At 42.1% G+C, this 24,679-nt stretch carries 20 protein-coding genes and 1 riboswitch; of the genes, 10 read left to right on the top strand and 10 right to left on the bottom strand.

Features of this window, described 5'->3' with window-relative positions; translation table 11 throughout:
- Positions 1 to 58: 58 nt before the first annotated feature.
- On the bottom strand, positions 59 to 4,651 hold the full coding sequence (locus tag N480_RS16500) for a hypothetical protein (protein ID WP_155732877.1): 4,593 nt from the start codon (positions 4,649 to 4,651) through the stop codon (positions 59 to 61).
- A 186-nt stretch (positions 4,652 to 4,837) separates the two neighbouring features.
- On the opposite strand from N480_RS16500, the gene N480_RS16495 reads away from it, so the two are divergent.
- The 4 genes from N480_RS16495 to N480_RS16480 all read left to right on the top strand — a co-directional run bounded on the left by N480_RS16495 (position 4,838) and on the right by N480_RS16480 (position 8,886).
- Positions 4,838 to 6,175 carry a dicarboxylate/amino acid:cation symporter gene (locus N480_RS16495; protein ID WP_063373549.1) on the top strand — a complete coding sequence of 446 codons (1,338 nt, stop codon included), beginning with the start codon at positions 4,838 to 4,840 and terminating at the stop codon, positions 6,173 to 6,175.
- Positions 6,176 to 6,280: 105 nt separating this feature from the next.
- Positions 6,281 to 7,186 (top strand): NAD(P)-dependent oxidoreductase, encoded by a 906-nt coding sequence (locus N480_RS16490; RefSeq protein ID WP_081231903.1) that lies wholly within the window; start codon positions 6,281 to 6,283, stop codon positions 7,184 to 7,186.
- A gap of 241 nt (positions 7,187 to 7,427) precedes the next feature.
- On the top strand, positions 7,428 to 7,943 hold the full coding sequence (locus N480_RS16485) for a glutathione peroxidase (RefSeq protein ID WP_063373548.1): 516 nt from the start codon (positions 7,428 to 7,430) through the stop codon (positions 7,941 to 7,943).
- Entirely contained in the window at positions 7,909 to 8,886 is a 978-nt protein-coding gene (locus N480_RS16480) for a 2-hydroxyacid dehydrogenase (protein WP_063373547.1), read from the top strand. Before N480_RS16485 ends, N480_RS16480 begins: the two co-directional genes overlap by 35 nt.
- A 67-nt stretch (positions 8,887 to 8,953) precedes the next feature.
- Here the strand turns inward: N480_RS16480 and N480_RS16475 are convergent, their stop codons facing one another.
- From N480_RS16475 to nhaD, 4 genes are all read right to left on the bottom strand, one after another.
- A complete protein-coding gene (locus N480_RS16475; protein WP_063373546.1) occupies positions 8,954 to 10,279 on the bottom strand; it encodes a sodium-dependent transporter in 1,326 nt (441 codons plus the stop codon).
- Between the two features lie 123 nt (positions 10,280 to 10,402).
- Positions 10,403 to 10,933, bottom strand: a complete 531-nt coding sequence (locus tag N480_RS16470; protein ID WP_063373545.1) for a DUF924 family protein — start codon at positions 10,931 to 10,933, stop codon at positions 10,403 to 10,405.
- 193 nt (positions 10,934 to 11,126) lie between these two features.
- Entirely contained in the window at positions 11,127 to 12,473 is a 1,347-nt protein-coding gene (lysC, locus tag N480_RS16465; RefSeq protein ID WP_063373544.1) for a lysine-sensitive aspartokinase 3, read from the bottom strand.
- 88 nt (positions 12,474 to 12,561) lie between these two features.
- Positions 12,562 to 12,734, bottom strand: a riboswitch (Lysine riboswitch).
- Positions 12,735 to 12,854: 120 nt separating this feature from the next.
- Positions 12,855 to 14,102 carry a sodium:proton antiporter NhaD gene (gene nhaD, locus N480_RS16460; protein WP_063373543.1) on the bottom strand — a complete coding sequence of 416 codons (1,248 nt, stop codon included), beginning with the start codon at positions 14,100 to 14,102 and terminating at the stop codon, positions 12,855 to 12,857.
- A 158-nt stretch (positions 14,103 to 14,260) separates the two neighbouring features.
- Between nhaD and N480_RS16455 the strand changes: the two genes are divergently transcribed.
- From N480_RS16455 to N480_RS16430, 6 genes are all read left to right on the top strand, one after another.
- The gene (locus N480_RS16455) at positions 14,261 to 15,529 is read left to right on the top strand and encodes a hypothetical protein (RefSeq protein ID WP_063373642.1); all 1,269 of its coding nucleotides are present in this window, start codon (positions 14,261 to 14,263) and stop codon (positions 15,527 to 15,529) included.
- Positions 15,530 to 15,540: 11 nt separating this feature from the next.
- On the top strand, positions 15,541 to 16,092 hold the full coding sequence (locus N480_RS16450) for a condensin complex protein MksE (protein ID WP_063355973.1): 552 nt from the start codon (positions 15,541 to 15,543) through the stop codon (positions 16,090 to 16,092).
- Positions 16,089 to 18,866, top strand: a complete 2,778-nt coding sequence (locus tag N480_RS16445; protein WP_063373542.1) for a hypothetical protein — start codon at positions 16,089 to 16,091, stop codon at positions 18,864 to 18,866. The genes N480_RS16450 and N480_RS16445 overlap by 4 nt, the downstream gene beginning before the upstream one ends.
- A 114-nt stretch (positions 18,867 to 18,980) precedes the next feature.
- The gene (locus N480_RS16440) at positions 18,981 to 19,532 is read left to right on the top strand and encodes a DUF4136 domain-containing protein (protein WP_063373541.1); all 552 of its coding nucleotides are present in this window, start codon (positions 18,981 to 18,983) and stop codon (positions 19,530 to 19,532) included.
- Between the two features lie 133 nt (positions 19,533 to 19,665).
- A complete protein-coding gene (locus N480_RS16435; protein ID WP_063373540.1) occupies positions 19,666 to 20,877 on the top strand; it encodes an aminotransferase class V-fold PLP-dependent enzyme in 1,212 nt (403 codons plus the stop codon).
- A 2-nt stretch (positions 20,878 to 20,879) separates the two neighbouring features.
- The gene (locus N480_RS16430; protein ID WP_063373539.1) at positions 20,880 to 21,287 is read left to right on the top strand and encodes a SufE family protein; all 408 of its coding nucleotides are present in this window, start codon (positions 20,880 to 20,882) and stop codon (positions 21,285 to 21,287) included.
- 22 nt (positions 21,288 to 21,309) lie between these two features.
- Here the strand turns inward: N480_RS16430 and tcdA are convergent, their stop codons facing one another.
- From tcdA to lpxK, 5 genes are read right to left on the bottom strand one after another with little or no spacing between them, the layout of a single operon-like run.
- Complete coding sequence (gene tcdA, locus N480_RS16425; RefSeq protein ID WP_063373538.1) at positions 21,310 to 22,104, bottom strand: tRNA cyclic N6-threonylcarbamoyladenosine(37) synthase TcdA; 795 nt, start codon at positions 22,102 to 22,104, stop codon at positions 21,310 to 21,312.
- Position 22,105: 1 nt separating this feature from the next.
- Positions 22,106 to 22,771: a TIGR01621 family pseudouridine synthase gene (locus N480_RS16420; RefSeq protein WP_063373537.1), complete on the bottom strand. Its 666-nt coding sequence runs from the start codon at positions 22,769 to 22,771 to the stop codon at positions 22,106 to 22,108.
- Positions 22,764 to 23,519: a 3-deoxy-manno-octulosonate cytidylyltransferase gene (gene kdsB, locus N480_RS16415; protein WP_063373536.1), complete on the bottom strand. Its 756-nt coding sequence runs from the start codon at positions 23,517 to 23,519 to the stop codon at positions 22,764 to 22,766. The genes N480_RS16420 and kdsB overlap by 8 nt, the downstream gene beginning before the upstream one ends.
- Entirely contained in the window at positions 23,507 to 23,704 is a 198-nt protein-coding gene (locus N480_RS16410; RefSeq protein WP_063373535.1) for a Trm112 family protein, read from the bottom strand. The genes kdsB and N480_RS16410 overlap by 13 nt, the downstream gene beginning before the upstream one ends.
- Positions 23,694 to 24,677: a tetraacyldisaccharide 4'-kinase gene (gene lpxK / locus N480_RS16405; RefSeq protein WP_063373534.1), complete on the bottom strand. Its 984-nt coding sequence runs from the start codon at positions 24,675 to 24,677 to the stop codon at positions 23,694 to 23,696. Before lpxK ends, N480_RS16410 begins: the two co-directional genes overlap by 11 nt.
- Positions 24,678 to 24,679 lie beyond the last annotated feature (2 nt).

Here is a 24,679-nt window from a genome sequence, read left to right as displayed (position 1 = left end):
AGGAAATTCAAGCGTTAATAAAAAAGGGCCCTAAAAAAGGCCCTTTTGTTTATTCAACTTAACCGTTATCTCGAATGGTAATTGTCTTTGTCCGGACAATCGTTTCACCTTCATTTATTGGGTCAGGGATTGTAAATGTAACAATCAAATTTCCTTCTGTAAGGTTATTTGCAGCGTTTTCAGGCGTCACCCGAACAACCGCTTTGCCTCTTCCAAAACCACCGCTGGAAAACACAGTACCGACTAACTCTTGAACAGTAATCAGACCATTCTCAGTTGTAATGTTGATTTCTGTGCCTACAGGTAAGCTGTTTCCGTAAATATCTGAGTAGTATATCTCGACGGTTACTAACTCAGTTTCATTGCTACCGTCACCATCAAAATCGCTTAGTACGATTTCGTTTATGTCACAATAGTCAGAGCTTTCAGTTGCTTCTAACCCGAGTAACCCGCGTACAGGTAATGTCTTGATTTCATTATCTGGACCTACAGGTCCTACAGGGTTCGTACACGCAGTGTTTACACCATCAGGCTCATCAATAAAGTGTGATTTATTTACAACAAATCGCGCATAAACTTCATCACTTGATGCGACAATTTCAAACTGCTTGCGTATATCAACTAAATCCTTGCTACACTGTCCAGCTGCTTCAGCAGCTTCTCCGCAAAGTAATCCGTTGTATATGCCTGTGGTTGGATCTGCTGGTACACCATCATATAAGCCATTATTATTTGCATCAAGGAACGATTCATTGTGCCCACCATTGCTCAGGGTTGGTTCACAGGGGTCATTTTCCACGCCATTGCTTGCATCACACTCTACGGCATCAAATACACCATTTTCATTAAAGTCAATAAAAGCCTCAGGTAAATCATCGTTAAGCGGCTGGAATTCACCGATATCAAATATACCGTTTGTTCTTGTAACAGTGTCCGACGACGGCTTATCGTGGAAATTCTCTTGACCTTTGGTTGTTGCTAAAATCGTAACACGCGCACCTCTTACGACCTTTCGAGTCCCGCCTCCTGGCAAGTCAACTTCAGTTGGGAAATCTCCAATACATGGAACTGGCTGACCTTGATAAGTGTCACAAACATCACTGATTTTGTTTTCCCATTTATCTTCGGTAAACGGGAGTGTACCTTGCGCTCGCCACTGGACATTACACACTCCTCGCACTGCAAAACATTGATAAGTTTCTGCACCACCGGTGCCATCTATATTACCTACAACCCCGCTCTCGGCAAGGACATTGGCAACTAGATCATCTCTTGTTAACTGATTAAACTGATCACCAAAAAAGACGCTAATGTTAGTAAACACACCTATATAGTTTTGTGCGTTTATAATTGCACTCTCAGGCGCGGCATCAAAGCTATCCTGATCTGGTACGCCTGAAGACAGAATGACACCTGACGATACTGCGTTCACTTGCTCGTCCCCAGGGATTAAAACAAATCCATTAATACCATCGGGTAACTCACAAAACTTCAGCGTAGGGTCTGCTGTACATTGCGTAATTTTAGATTGCCAGCATGTTGGAAACTGATTGGTCAGCGCCGCTTCTGCTATTTTATCATCTGGCAAGTAACACGCTTCAACAACAAGTGCCCCAGGGATCACCCCCCCTTCAATGAGGGTTTTTACTTGTCCATCGCCGTCGGTGTTGCCTTTATACGTGGTCAATTCAGCACGACCGGTTAAATCAGCAAATCTAAATTCCACTTGCTTTTGCATCAGAGGTCGGTTGTCAGTGTCTATCAGCTCAAAAATTATTTCAGAAGTAACCGCTACACTACCAGTTGCTGGTGGTAAACCAATAAAGCGGTTACTCGCACTAACATATTTTAAAGACTGTACTGGTGCATCATTCACGAAAAAAGTATACGATGCGGGATCTGCGGCAGAAATACTGGCCGTAATAGTGTCACTGCCTTTACAACCACTCGCCCTGTAGGTCGAACTGGCTACACCCTGTTGCGTACGTACCGGATTATCCAACGTCGCTAGTGGATCGGTGGGCTGTTGACTGACACAGATAGATGAAAAGCCAACATCAACCGGCTGTGTATAAAGTGAGCTTTCATCAAAATCACTCTGCGTGAAAACTTTTGCAGTGATGATAAAGCTATCGCCTGAGTCTAACTCTGGCAGCGTCTGATCTGGGTTAGTTGATGCTGGTAGGTTAGCTGTCAATTGCAAATATAGCTCTTGAATACCCACAGTGAAGTTTTCTGAGGCCGTTTCCCCGTCAAATGAAACGGTTACTGTGCCTGCACCATCGCTGTCACCAGGTTGAAGTTTCAACAAAGCAATGCCATTAACATCAGTTAGAACCTTTCCAGAATTCGGTAAAACTTGTCCTTTATCACTGACTACTTCAATGATTTGATTATCAACTTCCTTGCCGTCGCCGGTCACTTTACCCAGTTTAATAAACAACTCAGGGATAACACTTGAGTCAATACTAGTGACTTCTGTACAACCACCTGTAACAGGGTTAATTTCGTTGTCAGGATCATTTCGTACTGCATCCCATCCATCGTTACACCCTGTAAGGAGTCGAATATCAAAACTATAATTGCCGTCTATCACGACAGCGTCACCCGCAGCGTGGAAAATCATTTCATTTGTGCGCAAGCTTTCATACTCAGCATAGACTTGTCCAACACCACTTACAGTGCTTGCTAGAAGGCGAACTTTAGCCTGACCCTGAGCATCGGTCTCCGCACGTCCACTTGCTGGATCCATCGTCGCAACGTTATCTACGGTAAAAGTCACCAATGCATTCGGCACCGGTGCACCATCTTGTGTCAACGTCGCGGTAACAGTGCCAGGGTTAGTCCGAGAGATTTGATTACCCACATTGATATCATTGTTTGAATTATCCGTGATCGAATTAAGGACGAGCAGTAAGCCACCATCTCCAGCGCTCTCAAAATTAAAGTTTCGAGACACGGCTTCACCTGTTGAAGAGGTAAATGTCGCCGTAATAGTTCCAGCCCCTTTAACCGAGTTATCCCTAAGGATAATAGTTGCCACGCCACCAGCACCGGTCAATACAGAGCCCGAGGTAGGATCAAGTGTTCCAAACGAATTGACCGTAAATTGAATTCGTTGATTCTCGAAAGGTAGACCGTTTTGGAGCAAAGTCGCTTCTATAGTCAGAGGTGCATTGCCCGACAACTCATTGGTCTCATCGCCCTCTGCATTTTTACCTGAAATTGTTAAACCAAATGCTGACGGTGTGTAGTCTGGGTCACCACTAGTATGATAGATGTATTTTTGAGAGACGGTTTCATTCGTGGTTGGGTCTGTAAAGGTTGCTGTAATTTCCGCAAGACCTGTCTCCTGAGTTGCAATAAGGTCTAACTTCGCCTTACCGTCAGCTTGGGTTTCAACTTCACCATCAGCCGGAACAGTCACGGCCTTGCCACCATTTGTTACAGTAACGATACCATTGGCAACTGGTGCGTTATTGTTTGTTACCGTTACTTCTACGCGCCCGGGCTTATCGGCATCAATTTTATTATCGATATTAATCGCATTGCCAGCATCATCTTTAACGGTTAGCGTCATTTGCAACCCGCCATCACCGGCGCTGTTGAACGTAAATGTGCGGCTTAATTCTTGGTCATTTTCTGTCGTATAGTTTGCTGTGACACTGCCTGTTCCAGAAACATTATTCTCTAACAAAGCAACGGTCACAATCCCTTCGCTATTCGTTTTCAATACATTTGTCGCTGAGCTCAGTAATGCTTTGTCAACAACAAACGTTAGCGGTGCATCTGCAACAGCTTTACCGTTTAAAGTCAAAGAAGCTCTGATTGAAATCGGCGTATTAAATGAAAGTTCGCTGGTATCTTGCCCTTGTGCATTTAACCCTGCTACCTGCAACTCGTATACTTCTAAACCAAAGAACTCATACCCGTCTGACACGTATGCAAGTGTTTGGGTCGTTTCTTCATACTGTGCGGTAATATCTCCGGCACCGGTTTGCTGTGTTGCGTTAACCTCAAAGCTCGCTTGCCCATTACTATTGGTGACAATTTTACCATTGCTGCTGGTGTTCAGCAGTTCGTCAAATGTAAAAGTAATGATTTTATCAGCGATTGGTTGTCCATTGTCGGTTAGCGTTGCCATTACTGTTGCTGGCAATTCACCTGAAAGTGGGTTCTGAGCGTTTATGTCGTTGCCCGAACTATCTTTCATCGTCAGGGCGATTTGAATCCCCCCGTCCCCTGCTGCGGCATACTCAATGCTTTTTGAAATGGTTTCGCTATCAACATCAATAGAAGCTTGGATTGTACCAGCGCCAGCATTACTATTGGCAACAATGCCAACGACTGCAATCCCCTGACTATTCGTCAATGCAGAATCAGCACCATTAAATTCGGAGAATTCATCCCCAACAAATTTAACGAGCTTGTCTGCTAGAATTTGACCATCTTTTGTTACTTTGGCTTGAACTTGGATTGGATTACCGACACTTAATTCTGATGTGCCGCTTTGGGACTCTAGGCTAAGCTCTAAAGCATAGTCATCTGTGTCGTTGCCACTACCATCGCCTGAAGAGTCTCGTTCGATAGAACCCCCGCCGCCACAGGCAGTCAGAAGAAATATCATAAATATGGTGCTAAACCAACGCATTGAAAGCATCCGCAGTTCTCCCTCGCACAATTATAAATTAGAGTTATTTTCACAATGTTAACCCAAACCTTGGCAAAAAATCACAATTTTTTCGTAGTCTTCAGCATTTTTTTTTGTTCATTGCGAACCATCCTGTTAGGCTATAACGATTTTAACAACAAGAAGTTTTAGGGCGTGTCCAAAACTATGACAGATAATAATAAATTTAGCCTAACAACACGCATCATGATTGCCATGATTGCGGGTATTGGTGTAGGTCTAATGTTTCAATTTGCACTCGGTGGAAAGGCTGAGTTTTTAATTCCGCTTGGCCTGTTCGACTTGCCGCTTAGAGGCTTTTTTGTAGATGGCCTTTTTCATGTTGGTGGACAAATCTTTATTGCCAGCTTGAAAATGCTCGTAGTACCTTTGGTGTTTATCTCACTTGTGTGTGGTACTTGTAGTTTAAGTGACCCAAAGAAGCTAGGTCGCCTTGGCGGTAAATCAATCCTCCTATATTTAACGACGACCGCGGTTGCCATCACAGTGGCGATATCTTTAGCGCTATTGGTTAGCCCTGGCGCCGGCATCGATATGCCTACAACATCTAGCTTCGATGCAAAAGAGGCACCGACATTGGCACAAGTCATTATCGGTATGTTCCCTACCAACCCAATCGACGCAATGGCAAACGGCAATATGCTGCAAGTAATTGTGTTTGCACTGCTGTTTGGAATTGCAATGGCCTTAAGTGGCGAAGCTGGGAAGCGCATTGCAGCTGTTTTTGACGATTTGAACACTGTGATACTAAAACTCGTGACGCTTTTAATGAACCTCGCACCTTATGGTGTTTTCTGCTTAATGGCGAAGCTCTTCACCGACATACAAATGGGTCTTATCTTAGAACTCGGTAAGTATTTCTTAGTTGTAGTTGCGGCACTGTTTTTCCACGCACTGGTAAATTATTCAATTTTGTTGAAGGTACTTACAGGATTAAACCCTGTTACTTTCTTAACTAAAATGAAAGATGCTTGTATGTTTGCATTTAGTACTTCAAGCTCTAGTGCGACTATGCCTGTTACTTTAGAAACAGCTACAAAAAAGCTAGGTGCCAACAACACAGTGGCGTCTTTCACCGTACCTCTTGGAGCAACAATCAATATGGACGGCACTGCTATCATGCAGGGTGTGGCTACCGTATTTATCGCTCAAGTGTTTGCTGTTGACTTAACTTTAAGTGACTACCTTATGGTCATCCTTACAGCAACGTTGGCTTCTGTAGGCACCGCTGGCGTCCCTGGTGTTGGCCTAATCATGCTGGCTATGGTGTTAAATCAGGTTGGTTTACCAGTAGAGGGCATTGCCATAATCATGGGTGTAGACCGATTACTAGACATGACCCGTACTGCGGTTAATGTTACTGGTGATTGTATGGTTACGTGTGTCGTAGCCAAATCAGAAAATGAGCTCAATCAATCGGTATTCAACGACCCTAACGCAGCTAAAGAATTAGAAGAGAATTTATCTACTTCAAAAGCATCTTAATCCTTTTTTAGGGCAGTCTTACTGCCCTAAATGCCTTACATTATCTTTTCTCAGCACCTCGTAAACTTTTTTGCTACACAAATAATTTACTTAAGATACAATCATATGCACTTAAGGCAATTGGATTTGTTAAGCATGACATCGAGCACAAAAAATGTAGCATTTATCGGTTTAGGTGTAATGGGCTTCCCTATGGCTGGGCACCTAGCTAACGCAGGTTACAATGTAACTGTTTATAATCGCACTTCTAGCAAATCAGCGTTATGGCTAGAATCTTACAATGGCAAGTCAGCAGAGACACCTGCAATAGCAGCACAAGATGCAGATGTTGTTTTCGTTTGCGTAGGTAATGATGATGACTTGCGCCAAGTAACCTCTGGTGAAGACGGCGCACTAAAAACCATGAAATCTGGCGCTATACTAGTGGACCACACAACTGCATCTGCTGATGTTGCCAGAGAATTGTATTCACTGTGTGAGTCACAACAGATTGGGTTTATTGACGCGCCAGTCTCTGGCGGAGAGGCTGGTGCTATCAACGGTCAGTTGACTATCATGTGTGGTGGTAATTCTGACATATATTCAGCGGTTGAACCCATCATGGCTGCCTATGCAAGATTCTCAAAACTCTTGGGCACAGTAGGCTCGGGGCAAATTGCAAAAATGATGAACCAAATTTGTATCGCAGGTGTTGTCCAAGGCTTAGCGGAAGCACTTCAATTTGGCCAAAATGCCGGCATTGATTGCGAGTCTGTCATCGAAGTTATTTCAAAAGGTGCCGCAGGCAGCTGGCAAATGGAAAATCGACATAAAACGATGCTTGAAGACCATTATGAACACGGCTTTGCCGTGGATTGGATGCGCAAAGATTTAGCCATTGCGCTAGATGAAGCAAAGAAAAACGGCTCTACCTTGCCACTTACAGCACTTGTGGACCAGTTTTATGCAGACGTTCAAAAAATGGGGGGTAACCGTTGGGACACGTCTAGCTTACTAAAGCGCTTAGTTTAACCCACCACTCAAATATCGGGTACTTCGTAAGAAGTACCCTGTGTTCCCAAAATTATTTCATTTCTACAACATTATTTAACTTTGATTAAATTTAAACCTACACTGACATAAAATTGTCCTAAATGGCTGCTATGCTTGAACAATGGAGGGATTATTGCCCCATTTAATATGAGGTGTGACCTGAAGTTGACCAAGATGAATAACATTAATAAAACTTGTTTTATGCACGGAGCCTTTCAATATGGATAATATTTACAGATACAGCGTTAAGTTACTTAGTGGAGAAACACTCTCTCTTAAGTCACTGCAAGACAGACCTGTACTGATAGTCAATATTGCTAGCAAGTGTAGCTTTACCCCGCAGTTAGCCGCACTAGAAAAAATGTATCGCAAATATAAACACAGCGGTTTAGAGGTCATTGCTTTTCCATGTAATCAGTTTGGCAAAAATGAACCTTTGGAAAATGAAATGCTCCGAGAGTTTTATCAATCTCATTTCAATTTAAGCTTTAAGGTCTCTGAGAAAGTTTTAGTAAATGGACCTGACGCACATCCCCTCTTTAACTATTTAAAATCACATACGCGCGGCATTGCCCAAAATCGTGCCGTAAAGTGGAATTACACAAAATTCCTAATCGGCCGCAATGGAGAACTACTATCACGTTACGCGCCGCGCACTAAGCCTGAATCCTTGAAGCAGATTATTGAGGGCCAGTTTCACCATGAAAGTAGCACTATTCAGTTCGCAAAAGTATGAAAGAGCATTTTTTACCGAAGCTGTAAACGCTTATCCGCATATAGAAATTACGCATTTAGAACATGCGTTAAAAATGGAAACTGTATACCTAGCATCCGGTTTTGATGCCATATGTGTTTTCGTTAACGACGATGTGAATGCGTGCGTTTTGGCTGAATTAGCTGAGTTAAATGTCAAATTTATTGCACTGCGCTGCGCGGGCTTTAATAATGTCGATATCGACGCTGCACATGCTTTAGGAATTCAAGTTGTTCGTGTTCCTGCCTATAGCCCTGAAGCGGTAGCCGAGCATTGTATGGCGCTTATTTTGACATTGGCACGCAAAACCCACAAAGCCTATAACCGAGTGAGGGAAGAAAACTTCGACCTAAATGGGTTGCTAGGTTTTAATATTCACAACAAGACTGTAGGCGTAATTGGGTGTGGGAAAATAGGCCAGTCATTGGTGTCGATTCTAAATGGCTTTGGCGCCCATACATTGGTCTTTGACCCTAATGTGGGTGAAGGTTCCTATACAAAGGTGTCTTTGCAAATGTTGTTTGAGCAAAGCGATATTATCACCCTGCACTGCCCGTTAACCGAAAGCACACACCACTTATTAGATGACGCAGCTTTTCAAAAAATGAAAACTGGCGTTATGGTGATTAATACCAGTCGTGGCGCATTAATAGATACTCAAGCTTGTATTAAAGCGCTCAAATCTAGAAAAATAGGCTATTTAGGACTCGACGTATATGAACAAGAGTCAGAGTTATTTTTCAAAGATAGGAGTGAAGATATCATACAAGATGATGACTTTATTCGTCTAAGTGGCTTTCCAAATGTCTTAATCACTGGTCATCAAGGTTTTTTTACAAAAGAAGCGTTAACCGAAATTGCGTCAGTAACCATAAGCAATTTGAATGCTCTCGATTGTGAGCAAGTGTCACCTAACAGCGTTTAAAGTTCTTTAAACACAAAAAAGCGCAGCTCTTCGCAGCTGCGCTTTTCAAGTCTCTGCAAGGTATCTGTTATTTATTCAAGACAACATTTACAAACACGGCGGTCATTAAAATTGGACATACAAACTTTAGATATTGGGCAAACCAATATTGCTTACCACCAGTTACTAAGAGCAGTTGATTACCACGTCGCCACATCCAGCCAACCGTAATAAAGTAAAATAATCCCATTAGCGGTAACTGATAGCGAGTGAATACATTTATCACTAATCCAAACAGCCATTCAAAGTTCAATATAATCAAGCTCGAACAGACAAGAATAACTAAAGTCACAATCCAAGTAGCCGATTTTCTTGCAAACCCATGATTCTCAACTAGGAATGACACAGGAATTTCGGTAGATGAGATGGTTGATGTAAGCGATGCAATTGACATTAACACAAAGAATGTCAGGCCGACCCAAATGCCAATTTGACCCATGCTTGCGAATAACTCTGGTAAAATAGCAAAAATAAGTCTTCCTTCGCCAACTAGTTTGCCATCTTGGAACACCTCTACACCGTTTTGTTGAGCAACAAAAATCGCTGGAATAATAAGTAAACCAGCTAAAAACGCGACGCCTGTATCTAGCATAGCGACACTGAAAGTCAGTTTTGGTAAATTCTCATTGGGTTTAAGGTATGACCCATAAATCATCATACAGCCAACCCCCAACGAGAGCGAAAAAAATGCTTGTCCCATTGCGGCAATAATTAAATCAGGATCCGTAATTTTACTAAAATCTGGAATCAAATAAGCTCTAAACCCTTCATTTGCCCCTTCAAGTGTTGCCATATATACAATCAAAAGAATTAAGAGCAATAGCAATACAGGCATTAGTCGGCGAGACCAAATTTCAATACCAGACTTAACACCTTTTAAAATAATCGCTGCGGTTAGCAGCAACATAAGCGGTGTAAAAACAAAATTACGAGTCATCGAGTCACCAGTAAGAAACTGGCTTGTTGACTCAAGACCCATAAATGTTGTTACAGGCTCAATTGAGTGCGCCAACATCCACCCTGCTACAATGGAATAAAAGCTGAGCATCACAATTGCGCCAGCTAGACCTAAATAACCAGCGCCTGCGCCTATTTTTGGATTTCTCTCTTGCCATGCCATTTTTAGCGCTTTTACAGGGTTAGCCTGAGCTTGGTGACCGAGATATAGTTCGGTATACAGAGCGGGTAATGCGAGTAAAAAGATGACGATAAAATATGCAAGCAAAAATGCTCCACCACCATGGTTGGCGGCTTGTGTGGGAAAACCCCAAATATTTCCTAATCCAACAGCGGCGCCCGCTGCTGCAAGAACAAAACCAAGTCGGCTTTGAAAACCATCACGTACCTGAGCCATAATTTAACGCTAATATAATTATTGTTTTAGGTCCGCGATTATACCCTGTTGAACGAAAATTGCGAGTGGCTAGGTTCCGATTTAAGAACCTTCCAAACATTTCTATCCACAAATTATCAATAGTTAGAAGCTGGAGCCTGGCTGCTGTAAAAACTCAATCTCCTCATCTGTTGATACTCTCCCTAAAATCTCATTGCGATGAGGATAACGGCCAAATCGGTCAATTATCTTTTTATGTGCGATTTCAAATTCATAGTTTGGAAGGTCACGAAATAATTTTTCTGCATACTGGTGAATATAGCGACTTTCACTATGCATAAAAGGCATATACAAGAAGCTCACTTCGGTATCATTGAGCTCTTTGTCATAGCCCTTTTCAATAGCATGTTGCGCTAAACACAACGCTAGTGTATCACTCGCAAAAGCACTTGGCGTGTCGCGGAACATGTTTCTAGAAAATTGATCTAAAACGATGATTTCACATAACGCCCCTAATGGGTTCTGGCGCCAAGAAGCCAATTCGCCATTAAGTGCTTTTGAATGTAGTGTAGAAAACTCTTGTGTCACTTTTTGATCAAACACTGTCGACTTTTGCCACCAATCACTTTCAGAACAGGTAACAAACCAAAATTCATATACTTGCTGATACTGCATTGCCTACTTCCTTACTCACATTGGTCTAATTTCTAGATTGCCACCAGACCAATATAATTGCAACTTTATCACTAATTTTTGTTATAAATTTATGTATAAATACAACAAGAACAAAGCTAGCCAAGCACTAACGCATTGTGCTTGGTCTAATAAGAAATGTCTTCATATGCTGAGTACTGTGCGGCGCATAGTACTAAGCAGCTTCAAGTAGTTTTTGATGGATAGACTGTACAACTAAGTCGGACTTACTTTGTTCAACCAAAAAGCATAAGTTATGACGGCTGGCACCGTGACAGATCAATCGAATATCAAACTCTGAAAGTACGTCAACGAGGCAATTTTCTCCACCTTGCAATTGAATCTCTGACCCAATCATTGCAACCAGTGTCAAATTGTTTTCCACTGTGACGTGGCAAAAAGCCCCCAACTCATCGAGGCATGCCTGATCTAACTCTGGTCGTGTTGCATTTGGCGCGTTATCCAGTGTCAATGCCACGCTAATTTCAGAGGTAGTTACCAGATCAACAGAAATATTATAATTGCTTAAAATTGTGAATATTCTCGCCAAAAAGCCGCTTGCCAGAAGCATTTCCGGGCTTTTCAAAGTCAACAGAATTTGATTCTTACGTTGCGTTACTGCTCTGATCCCAGATTGAGATTGGGTTTCCTTTTCGATCCAAGTTCCACCTTGCTCAGGCGCTTTGCTTGAGCCAACAAACACCGAAATGCCTTTGCGGCTTGCAGGTAGAATCGTTGCTGGGTGTAACACTTTAGCGCCGAATGTAGCCATCTCAGCAGCTTCATCAAAGCTCAAACTTGGAATCGGCTTTGCTTTGTTACAAAGCCTAGGATCAGTGCTGAATATACCAACCACATCCGTCCATATATGCACGCTTTTTGCGCCTATGGCTTCGGCAATCAACGCAGCACTGTAATCAGACCCCCCCCGCCCTAAAGTGGTAGTTTGGCCATATTTATCGCTACCAATAAAACCTTGCGTCACGACAACATGTTGTTCTAGTAAGGGGGTTAATAGTTTTGCAGCTGCTTTCTCTGTTGCTGCGATATCTGGTGTAGCTTTTGAAAAGCTGCTATCTGTTTTTAAAACATCTCTTATATCAAAGCGCTGTGTGCTTACACCTTGGTCACGCAGAACCTGAGAGAAAATAAATGATGAGAAACGCTCACCAAAGCTCAAAACCTCATCACATTGCTGTTGATCTAACGCTGGTAATTGCGCCAGTTGTTTAAACTGCTCAACCGTCGCGTTAAACCCATCTTGCAAATCGTTATCTAGTGTTACATGCGCTAGGATATTACTCTGGATTTTCATGACCGATTCAACCAGTTCAAGCCTTTGTGCTTCGTCCGACTTCTGCTGTACAAGGGTCACGAGGTGATTCGTCACGCCTGCACTAGCACTGACCACTACAACTCTAACGCTTGGATCATCATTGATAATTTGGGCACAACGATGCATGGCTGTAAAGTCGGCCACGCTGGTACCACCAAACTTTGCAACAACATACTGGGAATTCATTTTCTCTCCTTTAGATAATCAGCAAGATTACCCTTAAAAATAAGGAGAACTAACATGGCAAGAGGAAGAATAGACTTATTGTAAGACCACTGCCAGAAGCTCTCCACCAAAACCGGTGACAGTTCAGAGGATTCAACCTCTAAAACCGAAAAGTCATTGTCACGACCAATCACTTTCCTCGGCGAATACTTCCCTCACTTGTCGTCTAAGGAAATCGTGTCCTCAAACAAGCTACCTAAGCATCGCACCTCTTCTGTTTATTTTGCGTGTTTAAACATGAACATCAGCAAAATAAAAGCCCGCTACAGTGAGCAGGCTTATAAAAATTATCTTTTAGACGTCTAGGTGTCAAGTACTTTTGTACCTAAACATAAAAAACTATTATATCAATTGGCCCATATAAAATGATCCACCGTAGCCAATTGTGTAAGCAATCAACAAGTACAGCGCCATTTTCAGGTAGCTCATAAACGTTAACGCTTTCACTTTACTCATCGCGATGATACCAGCTGCAGAGCCAATAATAAGCATGGATCCGCCAACACCAGTCGCATAGGTAAAGGTTAGCCATTGCTGTGGAGTCATTTCAATTTGTGCTTTTAATAAAGCCGCTGTTAGCGGTACGTTGTCTACCGCTGCGCTCAACAGACCAACTAAATAGTTTGCATATTCGGGAGCCAAATATTGATACAACTCCGTGAACATACTTAGTACACCAACCTCCTTTAGGGCGCCGACTAACAGTAAAACTCCGACAAAGAACAACAAAGTGTCATACTCTATCTCTCTGATGTAATCGATGATTTTCTTGTTTACGTCCTTTTTACGCATCAAAAACTGCGCCACTAAAAACATAAACGAGAGCCCGAATAGAAAAGTCAGCATAGGAGGTACCTGATACTCGACGCTTAAAAACAACGTGGCAAGTACAGTCGACATAAATATAATCGCAATGGTGATATCTGTTTTCTCGATACGGCGCATTTCTTGCCTTGCAAAGTGCAATTGTTCATTCATACCAATTGATAACATAGCGGCAAGCGCAAACACGCTAACCATGGCCGGCACAACTAAAAGAAGTAGATTTGGGATGGTAACTTTACCCGCTAGGAAAATCATTAAGGTAGTTACATCACCCGTAATAAGAGAAACCCCACCAGAATTTACGCTAAAAATGATAAGTGTGGCATACTTAACTAACTTCTTAGTGTCTAACTTCAAAGACATAACGACCGCCAATGAAATTAGCGTCGCTGTAATATTGTCAGAAATGGAAGAAAAAACAAAAGCAAAAGCGCCTACTAAAAACATGAGTTTTCGTTCGCTTATTTGCTCGGGCATAATCCTATGCACTATGTTTTGAATAAATCCTTTTGAGTTCAAGTACGCAACGAAGGTCATAGCTGCCATCAAAAATAGCCATAAAGTGGCTATTTCTAGAATGTTATGGTCTAGCTGATGTTGTATAGTTTCTGTGCTTTCACCATGAATTGGAGATATAAAAGCGATAATCCAACATAAAGTGCCAAAAAAAAGGGTCGTTTTGGCCTTGTTTACATGGATAATATCCTCTATAACGATAAGCACAAACGCTAACGCTATTAGGGTTAGGATTATGGAAGTGACCATACGCGTAAACAACCTGTAATAAAATGTAATTTTTGTAAAGGGTGATGTAAATCGGCGCGGAGTCTAACACTATGAGCGAGTGACTGCTATCAGTAATTACACTTTATGACAAAATTGTGATGGCAGCCTGTCACAAAAATGATACAAACTGGAAAGTTATGATCCCAGCTAAAAAAGTACTGAGTACGCTAAATGAGCACTGGAGCGTTTTAGAGCTGTTATTTAAGCGCTTTAAAATGGCTGATTTCAGTATAAAAGATGTACAAAACATCATAAAACTTAAAAACCCTAACTGGTCAAGTGAGCGCGTTTTTAGAGAAACAAATCGATTGTTAAATCAGGAAATAATTATTCCTCTAGCAAAGTCGTCTCAGCTTGAAATCAACCGCGCTGTTGCTGATTTTGCGAGCTTTTTGTTGCAAGAAGAACACTTGGGTTTAGCCGAAGAAATCACAGTATTAGTTAAAGATTTGCAACGGTTAGGTGAAAGGCTAACAGAAGCCGGTAATGAAGGAGACCACAGCGAGCTAAGAAGATTTAGCCGAATCATGGACGAGCGGGTCAGAAAAATTGTAAAGCTTTATCAACACAATGAAAGTGCAATCCTCAACCTTGTTGAGCAAGCAAAGTCTGATCACAGCAATTTATCACTCAAACGCCGTTATCAAGCCGTTATTGAGGCATTCGATGAGTATATCGAACCTATGCTTGAAATGGTCGATATTCACGGCCCGTTTCATGCCTGTTTTACACAAATTGAAGCCTCTATCAGTGAACAAATAGACCAAATAGAGCAACTTGGTCGGGGCGCACAAGACAAGCGTATGCTGGAACAATTGAGAACACGTATTCTCGATATGCACTTAATAGGCCGTGAGAGTTTGGGTAAAAGTGCTGACATGCTCATGCCGCTGCGAGAAGAATTAAGGCGCAACACGCTAATTACAAGGCAAGCCGCTAAGGTGCTAGGCCTCATCCGTAAAAACGGTGTAGACCGAATGCTCAGCCCTGTTCAGCCAGAATTTGTATCTGATATACAGCGTTTCAATTTGGGACAAAAGCGCCACATGGTTGCATATATGGCGAGTCTTGCGGAGTTTGAACACGAAGAGTACCAATTACCGGATCATCAAGATGTGCCAGCATACCAAAGTCCAAATATCCCAGACTATAACGACGTCAGAAAGTCGTTTTCTTCGAGTGGTAAAAAACGCACTGCACTACTCGGCTTTTTGAGCGATGCATATCCAAACCTAGAGGCTGATGAAATGCTGTTTCTTTACCAGAAGCTGATTAGTGACCCCGAATTAAACGTCGCTCAATCTGATTCTCAAGAAACAATGCAACTGGCTAACGCAAGAATTAAACTTTATCCGTTTAGCGCCACTAACAACAAAGTAAGCGACGCTGAACAACCTAAAGAATAAGCACGAAATACATGACGAATATTAACCTTAATGAACTCACACAACTGCAAGCTATCAATAAGAAGCTTGCCAGTGGCTATCACATTAGCGAGCAAGATACGACGCTATGGCAAGAACTCGATCAACACATTGAATCATATCAGGCATTATTTGCAGCCTTAGGTCACGATTTACAGCATGATGGACGAGGGTTTTATTACCTTGCAAGTGACGAGAGTACCCCAAATATGGGTAAAATCAGCCGTGCGATTGCGCTTACTGTTTTCATCCTAATCGAGTATTACGCTAACCAAGGCAAAGACCCTCTCAGAGCCCTATTCGATGAGCACATTGATTTAGAGCTAATGCAAACTCTCATTCAATTGAACAAGCACCTTTTTGACCAGCTAGAGATATTTTCAGGGTCTGACCTACGTAAAGATGTATTTTTACGCATGTTGCGCTTAGGTCTGTGTAAAGAAGCCGAACAAGGTTTTTTGTTACTTGCCCCTATATACCGATACATCGATGCTTTGATGGAAGTAAATGAAGACAATTTTGATGCGCTAGAGGAAGAAGTATGAGCGAATTGTATGGTTTAAGTAAGCTGGCATTGTTAAACACGGCTGGTTATGCAAAATGCGTTATACCACTAGATAAAAGCGCCTCAATCTGTGCTCCAAATAACACAGGTAAAAGCTCAGTCATCAATGCTTTGCAATTTCCTTTAGTTAATGATCTGCGTCTTACTGAGTGGGATGGTCATGACTTGGAAGAAACGCGCAAGTTTTACTTCTCAAGTGACCAATCATATATATTGCTTGAGGCCAACCTCCCGCATGGTGATGTAGTCATTGGCGTGGCAGGCCTTGGTAAAATAGCAGGTTATGCACATCAGTTTTTTTGCTATAACGGTAAACTGAATCTCGATGACTTTACCGAAGGTAAAAGCATCATCAAGTACACCAAGCTATTTAAGCATCTGGATAGCAAAGGCTATAAAGCCATTGAATTGAAAGCTGCTGAGCTCAATGCACTTTTGACTGGTGGTGCAACGCCTTATGATGGCGACATAAACCTTAAAATGATCCCTTTGAACAATGTTCAAGATGCCGCTATTTACAAAGAAATATTTAGACGAATCTTAAACTTACATAAGCTTGGTGCACACGATGTTAAGCGCTTTATGCTTCGTGTATTTGAACGCCATATGTCTAACTCTAAGGTAGACTTTTACGAAGTTTGGCGACGGGCATTTGACAAGGTTAACCGCTCAAAACGTGAACTAAGTGCGCTTGAATCAATGCAGGAACCCATTGGTGCACTTGAACAAATGATTGAAAGTGAAGCCACCATAAAGGGAAAATTAGCAGCTTACGCACCTAAAATCGATCAAGCCATTATTGCGTTTGACGAATATCAGACATCTCAGATTGATGAGCTCAATGAACAACTAGAAAACATCGAGCAAGAAAAGCGCGAATTTGAGCAAAAGCAACAACTGTTTGTTCAACAATCTAGAGATATTGAGCGAAAACAAACTCAGATTGAGCAGTGGTTTACAGACTATAGTGCGCTTAAATCAGAATTTGAACTGACCAATCATGCTACGCTCAAAACAAACCTCACTCTTCTTAAGAAAGAGTACGAGCAGCTGTCATTTTCAATAAATAGCGCGCAAGGCCAAAGCTTACATACGCTTGATTACCGAATTGGCGAAACACAAAAACAAATTAAGAGCTTGAAACTTCAGCTTAAGAACCTTGAGTTCAATTTGTTTACTCGTATGCGCGAAGATTTATCCCTGAAAGAAGTGGAAGAGATCTCTAGGATCCTTAACCCCGATCTATTGTCGTTTGCAACCACGTCACAAGGGGAAGTAAATATACACGATGAAGATGCGTTTGCCGATTTTCTCTCTTCTCTTTCAGCCGCTGTAAAAGGAGGGGAGCTACAGCTACCTGGGGCGACAATAAAACTTAAGAAACTAGCGCCAGTGCAGATGCAAAGCGGCGAAAATAAATCACAATTGCAAGCCCAATTAGACGCATTGCAACGCTCCCTGAATGAGTTGAAGCAGCAACGCGAAGTTGCCGCTAACGTTGCAGACAAGCAACAAGAGCGAGACAGCTTGTATCAAGAGTTGATGGCAACCGAAGAAGCGTTGAAACGATTTGAGCAGTTTCAAACAATGCAGCAATCTGTCGATGCGCAAACAGCACTTAAAGACCAATTGGGTGCAGAGCGAGAGCAAGTAGATGATTACTTGCAAGATGTTCAGCGAAACGCCGGATCAATTTCAGATCGTCGCTCGATCATTAAGAGCAAACAAGATCTGATTGTAAGACAGAGTGATAGGCTAAAGCAGGTTAAGTCTGAACGTATCGATCACACTTTATCCATTTATGAGGGGAAACAGACTCCCTATCCTATCGATGTGACCATAGACTTTGATAACTTGTCTGAAATTGTTCACCAATTCAACAAAGACTGCCAAGAGTTACGAAATCTAGACGTTAATGTACGTAACACTTACCTGCATATATACAACGCAGGTATTACCAAGTTTGACAACGAGACCGACGAATCAACTAAATACGCTAAACTCATCAGTGCATATCATAACATTGATAATGAGAGAGATGCCGTAGAGCGTCAAGCACGTGTCGCCTTAACAGAAGTTGCAGCAACCATTAAAGGGTTGCGTGAAGATTTAGACCGACTGCGCCGCGAAATGAATAGCTTCAACCGCGGCATTAGCCAGCACCGCATCTCCAATTTAAAGGCATTTAAAATTAATGTTATTCCGAGAAAGATGTTGGTTGAAAGTATTGATACTATCATCAGCACATCAGAACAATATGAGCAAGGTGAAAGCTTCGACCTTTTGAGTGACGCACCAGCAGATGAAAAAGCAGTTAATGAAGCCAAAGATCATATTATTAAACTTGCCAGTGAAAAAGCGGGTCTAACACTGACTGATTTGTTTGATATACGCTTTGAAGTCGTGAATCGCGCTGGAGAAACAGAGCATTTCGATAAAATTGACTCGGCTGGCTCAAATGGTACACGTATTACAATCAAGTTGTTATGTGGCATGCTGTTCATCAGATACTTACTTTCTGATCAGGAGCAAGCTCTGTACCGTATACCCATTTATATTGATGAAGCTGCGGATATTGACCCTCAGAACCAAAAAGCGATAATTGAAACCGCATTAAGTTTTGGGTTTGTACCAATCTTTGCGTCGGTTAAGCCGCAGATCAGTTGCGACTATCTAGTTCCGATACGCAGTGTTAATCAAGGTAGCCAAAACTGGGTGGACGAAAAAGATTGGATTGAAGTGGAACATTCATAATAAATTCTGGTCTTAGAGTTAGGGTCTATTTATTGATAAATGAGTGATTACATTTAATAAATTTAGACCCCAATTTGTTTAAAAAGGCGTTACGCCTTAGTTAAGGAGTAAAAAATGACTCGCAACTTGCTTGTAGCTTTGAGTTTATTTGTATTAACCGCATGCACTAACACACCCGATTGGGATTACGATAAATCTGTTAAATTCGCAAACTATAAAACGTTTGCTTGGTCACCGGACACTGACTTTGATAATGGTGCCGAAAATTATCAAATCAGCGAATTAATGGAGAAGCGAGTTCGTAACGCAATTAAATCTGAAATGAGCCAACATGGCTTCAAGCTAGTTGATGCTCAGCAAGCAGATGTCATGGTTAACTTTCATGCCTCTGTAGACACAAAACTCGATGTTGATACCTTTAATACAAGTTACACAGCAAGATGGAATTACTGGGGCGTTGGCTGGCATACTCAAACTCAAGCGAGAGAGTATGAAGTTGGCACATTAGTCATAGACATCGTCGACCGCGTTTCAAATCAGCTTGTTTGGCGAGGTGCCAAAGAAGGTCGATTAAGAAAAAACCAATCTCCAGAAAAACGTACTGAGTCGGTCAATAATACCGTGAAAGATATTTTGGCAAACTTCCCTCCAAAGCCCCAACATTAAACTCTAATAAGCGTAAAAAGGCAGCTGTGGCTGTCTTTTTTGCATTTGCTTTATGTAATTTTTAGTACAGGGTTGCAAGGCCCTTACATTTAGGTAGAATTCTGCCGTTTATAGTCCTTGCAGAGTACACACATTGATCGAGCAACTTCGTAAAGATTTTCCATTGTTACACACTCAAGTTGATGAACAACCACTATGTTACTTCGACTCCGCTGCGACAACACAAAAGCCGCAGAGTGTAATTGATGCAGTGAATAAATTTTACCAGCAAGAAAATGCGAATGTACATCGTGGCGCACACACCCTTAGTGCCGCCGCAACAACGCAGTATGAAGCTGTCAGAACAAAGCTTGCCGACTTTCTGAATGTCACTGCAAAAGAAGTGGTATGGACTAAAGGTGCAACAGACTCCCTCAACCTCATTGCTTATGGTCTCTCTGACAAGCTCAATAAAGACAATGTAATCCTAATTTCTCCGCTTGAGCATCATGCCAATATTGTTCCATGGCAACAAGCTGCGCAAAGAACAGGAGCCAGAATCGAAACGCTGCCAGTTAGCCCTCAAGGCATTTTAGATTTAGAGGCTTCAAAGCAATTAATTAAAACGCTACGGCCCAAAATTCTTAGCGTGTGTCACGCATCTAATGCACTGGGGAACATTCATGACGTAGCTTTTTTAATTGATGTAGCAAATCAATGTGGGACCATCACGGTTATAGATGGCGCGCAGTCCTTTTTGCATCTAAGGCCAGATCTGACAGCTTTAGGCTGCGATTTTTTCGTCTTCTCAGCTCATAAAGCCCTTGGACCAACCGGCGTCGGCGGCCTTTTTGGTCGTTATGAGTTACTAAACGACATGCCGGTTTATCAAACCGGCGGAGAAATGATAGAACGCGTGAGCTTTTCAGGCACTACGTTTAGAGCTGCCCCAGGCAAGTTTGAACCCGGTACACCGAATATCAGCGGAGTTATTGGGTTCGGTGCTGCCCTCGATTACTTAAATGCAATTGATGCTTCTGCGCTTGCTCACTATGAGCAATCTCTATATCGCTATTTAGTTGATGCACTTCACGATATAGACGGGATTACGATTTGGGGGGACACTAAACAAAACATAGGTGTGGTCAGTTTTACATATAAGGACGAGCACCACTTCGATATCGCGACCTTTTTAAATACGTATGGTGTTGCGGTCAGAAGTGGCCATCATTGCACGCAACCTTTAATGGAGCACTTATCATTGACGGGCACGGTCCGAGTAAGCTTGGCATTTTATAATTCATACCAAGACATCGATACATTTATCGATGCGTTAAAAGATACTATTGATATGTTGGAAGAATAATCATGGACATCACTCAAATTCAAAATCGTCTAAACAGTTTAAGCGGATGGCAAGCCAAGTACCGAGAAATTATGATGCTTGGGAAAAAATTACCAGCTTTACCTGAAGCACTAAAGACTCCTGATGCCCTCGTTCAGGGTTGTGAGAGTAATGTTTGGCTACATTTAGACTTAGACGAAAATCAAGAGCGATTAGTGATCATTGGTGACTCTGATACACGTATCGTAAAGGGACTTCTCGCCATAATACTGGCAACCTACAATAATCGACTGCCGCACGAAGCAAAAGAAATCGACGCATATGAATTATTCGAACAAATGGGGCTGATAAAACATTTAAGCCCATCTCGAGGCAATGGCGTAAAAGCCATCATCGAGCGTATAAAAACGCAAGTGAGCGCATTTCAGTAAAGCAACTGAAATGCGCCTAATGTTAACGATTTCTCTCGCGCTTATCTAAATATTTACGCACAGATTTCGCCGCTGCGAAAAAACCAAAACTACCGGTTACCATGGTTGCAGAGCCAAACCCTGTTGCACAGTCCATATTTTTACTGCCATCAGCTTGTTGCTTAGCTTTACACACATTACCGTCGTCAGTTGGGTAAACAAGTTGTTCTGTCGAGTAAACACAGTCGACAGCAAATTTTCGTTTCGGATTGGAGGTGAAATTATACTGCTTTCGTAATAAGTAACGTACTTTAGCTAGCAATGGATCATGCGTTGTTTTAGCAACATCACCAAAACAAATTTGGCTCGGATCCGTTTGGCCACCCGCCCCACCCGTTGTTATTACGGGAATTTTATTGCGTTTGCAGTGGGCAATTAAAGCTGCTTTTTCTTTTACAGCATCAATGCAGTCGATGACGTAGTCAAAGCCTTGAATGTGCTCTTTAATATTTTCAAGCGTAATGAAATCATCGATTACAGTAACTCTACAAGCTGGGTTAATGTTTTCTAAACGAGCTTTCATTGCTTCTGCTTTGATTTCACCCACAGTATCTGTGACAGCGTGCAATTGACGGTTAATATTGGTTACACAAATATCATCTAAATCGATCAACGTGATATGTCCGATACCCGTTCTGGCTAGCGCTTCAGCTGCCCAACTACCTACTCCACCAATCCCAATTACACAAAAATTGGCTTCATTCAACCAAAGTAGCTGTTCATTCCCATATAGCCTACCAATACCACCAAATCGTAGTGACGTATCTTGCTCTGTCATATTACCACTCTAACTGCTCGGGCTGTTGCCACGAATTAAATACATCATGCTTAATCAAATGCATGAAATGTTCACCTTCTTTTGGTACAGCACTGTAACTCATGTGCTCACCATGCCAATCAAAAGCAAGGTAAAAAGCGTGAAGGTATACTCTATCAGAGCTACTTCCACCGTAGCTTTCATCACCTAGTATAGGCGCAGACAAACTTTTCAGCGCGACACGTAATTGGTGTGTCTTGCCGCTAAAAGGTTTCATCAAGCAAGCTCGAAGTCCTGCCCGCACACTAGCCGAATAAAACCTTGTAATTGCAGGGTTCTCTTGCGTTTTTAATAACTTAAAAGTCCCCCTGCGAGACTTAGCCATATCCCCTTTTATCCAACCTTGCTTTTTCTTAGGTTTATCGGTTATCAGCGCTAGATAAAACTTATTGACCAACCGTTCGGTAAAAAGCAAAGTTAGCTCACGTGCTGCATCGCTGGAAGTTGCTAAGACAAGTAAACCGGAGGTGACCTTATCTAAACGATGTACAGGGTAAAGACTAATATCGAGCTGTTTTTCAAGCAATGCGACAAAGCCCGCTTCATTTTCACTGTGAAAACTCACCCCACTCGGCTTATAAGCGACAACAAAATCTGCGTGATGGGCGATAATGTCAAATTTAGCCATTAAGAAACTCTATGACACGGGCCAAATCTTCTGGCGTATCAACACCTGCGTGAACGGGCTTTACAGCCTTCGTCACTTTTATAGGGTAGCCATGATACAAAACCCTTAGCTGCTCCAACGATTCTTGAACTTCAAGCGGCGAAACGCTAAGCGCTAAATAAGTTTTAATAAATCCTGCGCGATAAGCATATATACCCACATGGCGCTTAAAATGCTCAAGAGGGATGTTTGCCTCATCCAACTCCATCATGCTGTCTCGCTGAAATGGAATAGATGCACGAGAGAAATACAACGCGTTGTGGTTTGCATCACTAACGACTTTGACGGCATTTGGATTCAAAACTTCTTCGACACTTTCAATATCAACGCTCAAAGTTGCCATTGGTGCAGAAGATGCAAAAAGCAGCTGAGCTACTTGCGTTATATTTTCTGGCTCCAGTAAAGGTTCATCACCTTGGACATTCACAATCAATGTTTCATCGTCTAAACCTAGAATATCCACTACTTCTGCCAAACGCTCGGTACCAGACTGATGATCTTCTCTAGTCATCAACACGTTATCAGTAAATGTCTTAACTTCATCAAACACCTTTTGATGATCAGTCGCAACGTAAACTGCCTTGGCTCCAGATTTTTCAGCTTGCTCAAAAACACGTTGGATCATGGTTTTGCCGCAGATATCTACAAGTGGCTTACCTGGTAAACGCGTTGAAGCGTAGCGTGCAGGAATGACAACTATGAATTCCACTTCTCAACCTCTTCCTGACTCAATTCACGCGCCTCATTTTCAAGCAATACCGGAATGTCATCTTTAATCGGGTACGCTAACTTAGCCGCGGTACTAATAAGCTCTTTGTTTTCTTTGTCATATGCCAACTTGCCTTTACATACAGGACAAGCGATGATTTCCAATAGTTTTGTATCAAATGCCATGACCAATAATCCCCTTCTTTTCTAATAAACGATGTAACTTTTCTATAAGTGCATCTGATGGAACGGCGTCTACACGCAAGAAGTACCAATTTTCTTTTGCAAATTTTTGGCACTTAACTGCATCTTTTTCTGTCATAAACACCGGTTGATTTATATATGGTTCGAAATCTTGTTCACCGTATAAGTGATGATCTGCAAAGTGTTTTGTTTGCGTAATGGTTATCCCGTTTGCTCGCAATGATTTTTCAAATCGAGATGGGTTGCCTATCGCACTTATTGCTACCCCTTGTGTAGCATGTGCTTTGAGCTTTTCACCTGTCTTTACACTGTATATTCCAGTGGTGCATAGTGAATAGCCATCTTCTTTTATAGAACCATTGTACACAGCTAAGTCTACTGACTTTAGGCGCCCCGGAAGTTCTCGTAACGGGCCTGCTGGAAGCAGTAACCCGTTACCAAACCGGCGTTCATTGTCCACAATACAGACTTCAATGTCTCGCGCAAGCTGGTAATGCTGAAGCCCATCGTCACTAATAATAATATCCGGCTCATTATGTTCTATCAGGTACTCAATGCTTGCTTTTCTGTCGCCGCCAATCACGACATCGCAGCCTAGACGATTAAAAATCAGTAGCGGTTCATCACCAGCTTGCTCTGGCGCGCTTTGTTGATTGATCTGATAAGGTGTATGAGGCGGCTTAGCACCATAGCCTCTGCTTATAACAGCCACTTTTAGTCCAAGTGACTTTAAATAAGGCACTAACCACAATACAAATGGTGTCTTACCGTTGCCGCCAATACCGATATTACCAACAATTAAAACAGGCACAGTTGCTTTATACGAGGACTTAATACCAAGCTTAAACAACCCCCTGCGCACACTACTCACTAACCAAAACAAAGCACTTAACGGCAATAGAGCAATATTTAAAACGCCCATTGGTCGATACCAGCTTTTTTCTATTTTGCTCACTG

Origin of the sequence: Pseudoalteromonas luteoviolacea S2607 (assembly GCF_001625575.1) — a bacterium.
Lineage (GTDB): Bacteria > Pseudomonadota > Gammaproteobacteria > Enterobacterales > Alteromonadaceae > Pseudoalteromonas > Pseudoalteromonas luteoviolacea_E.
Note: the sequence above shows the minus strand (reverse complement) of the source record. Positions and strands in the feature narration are given on the sequence as shown.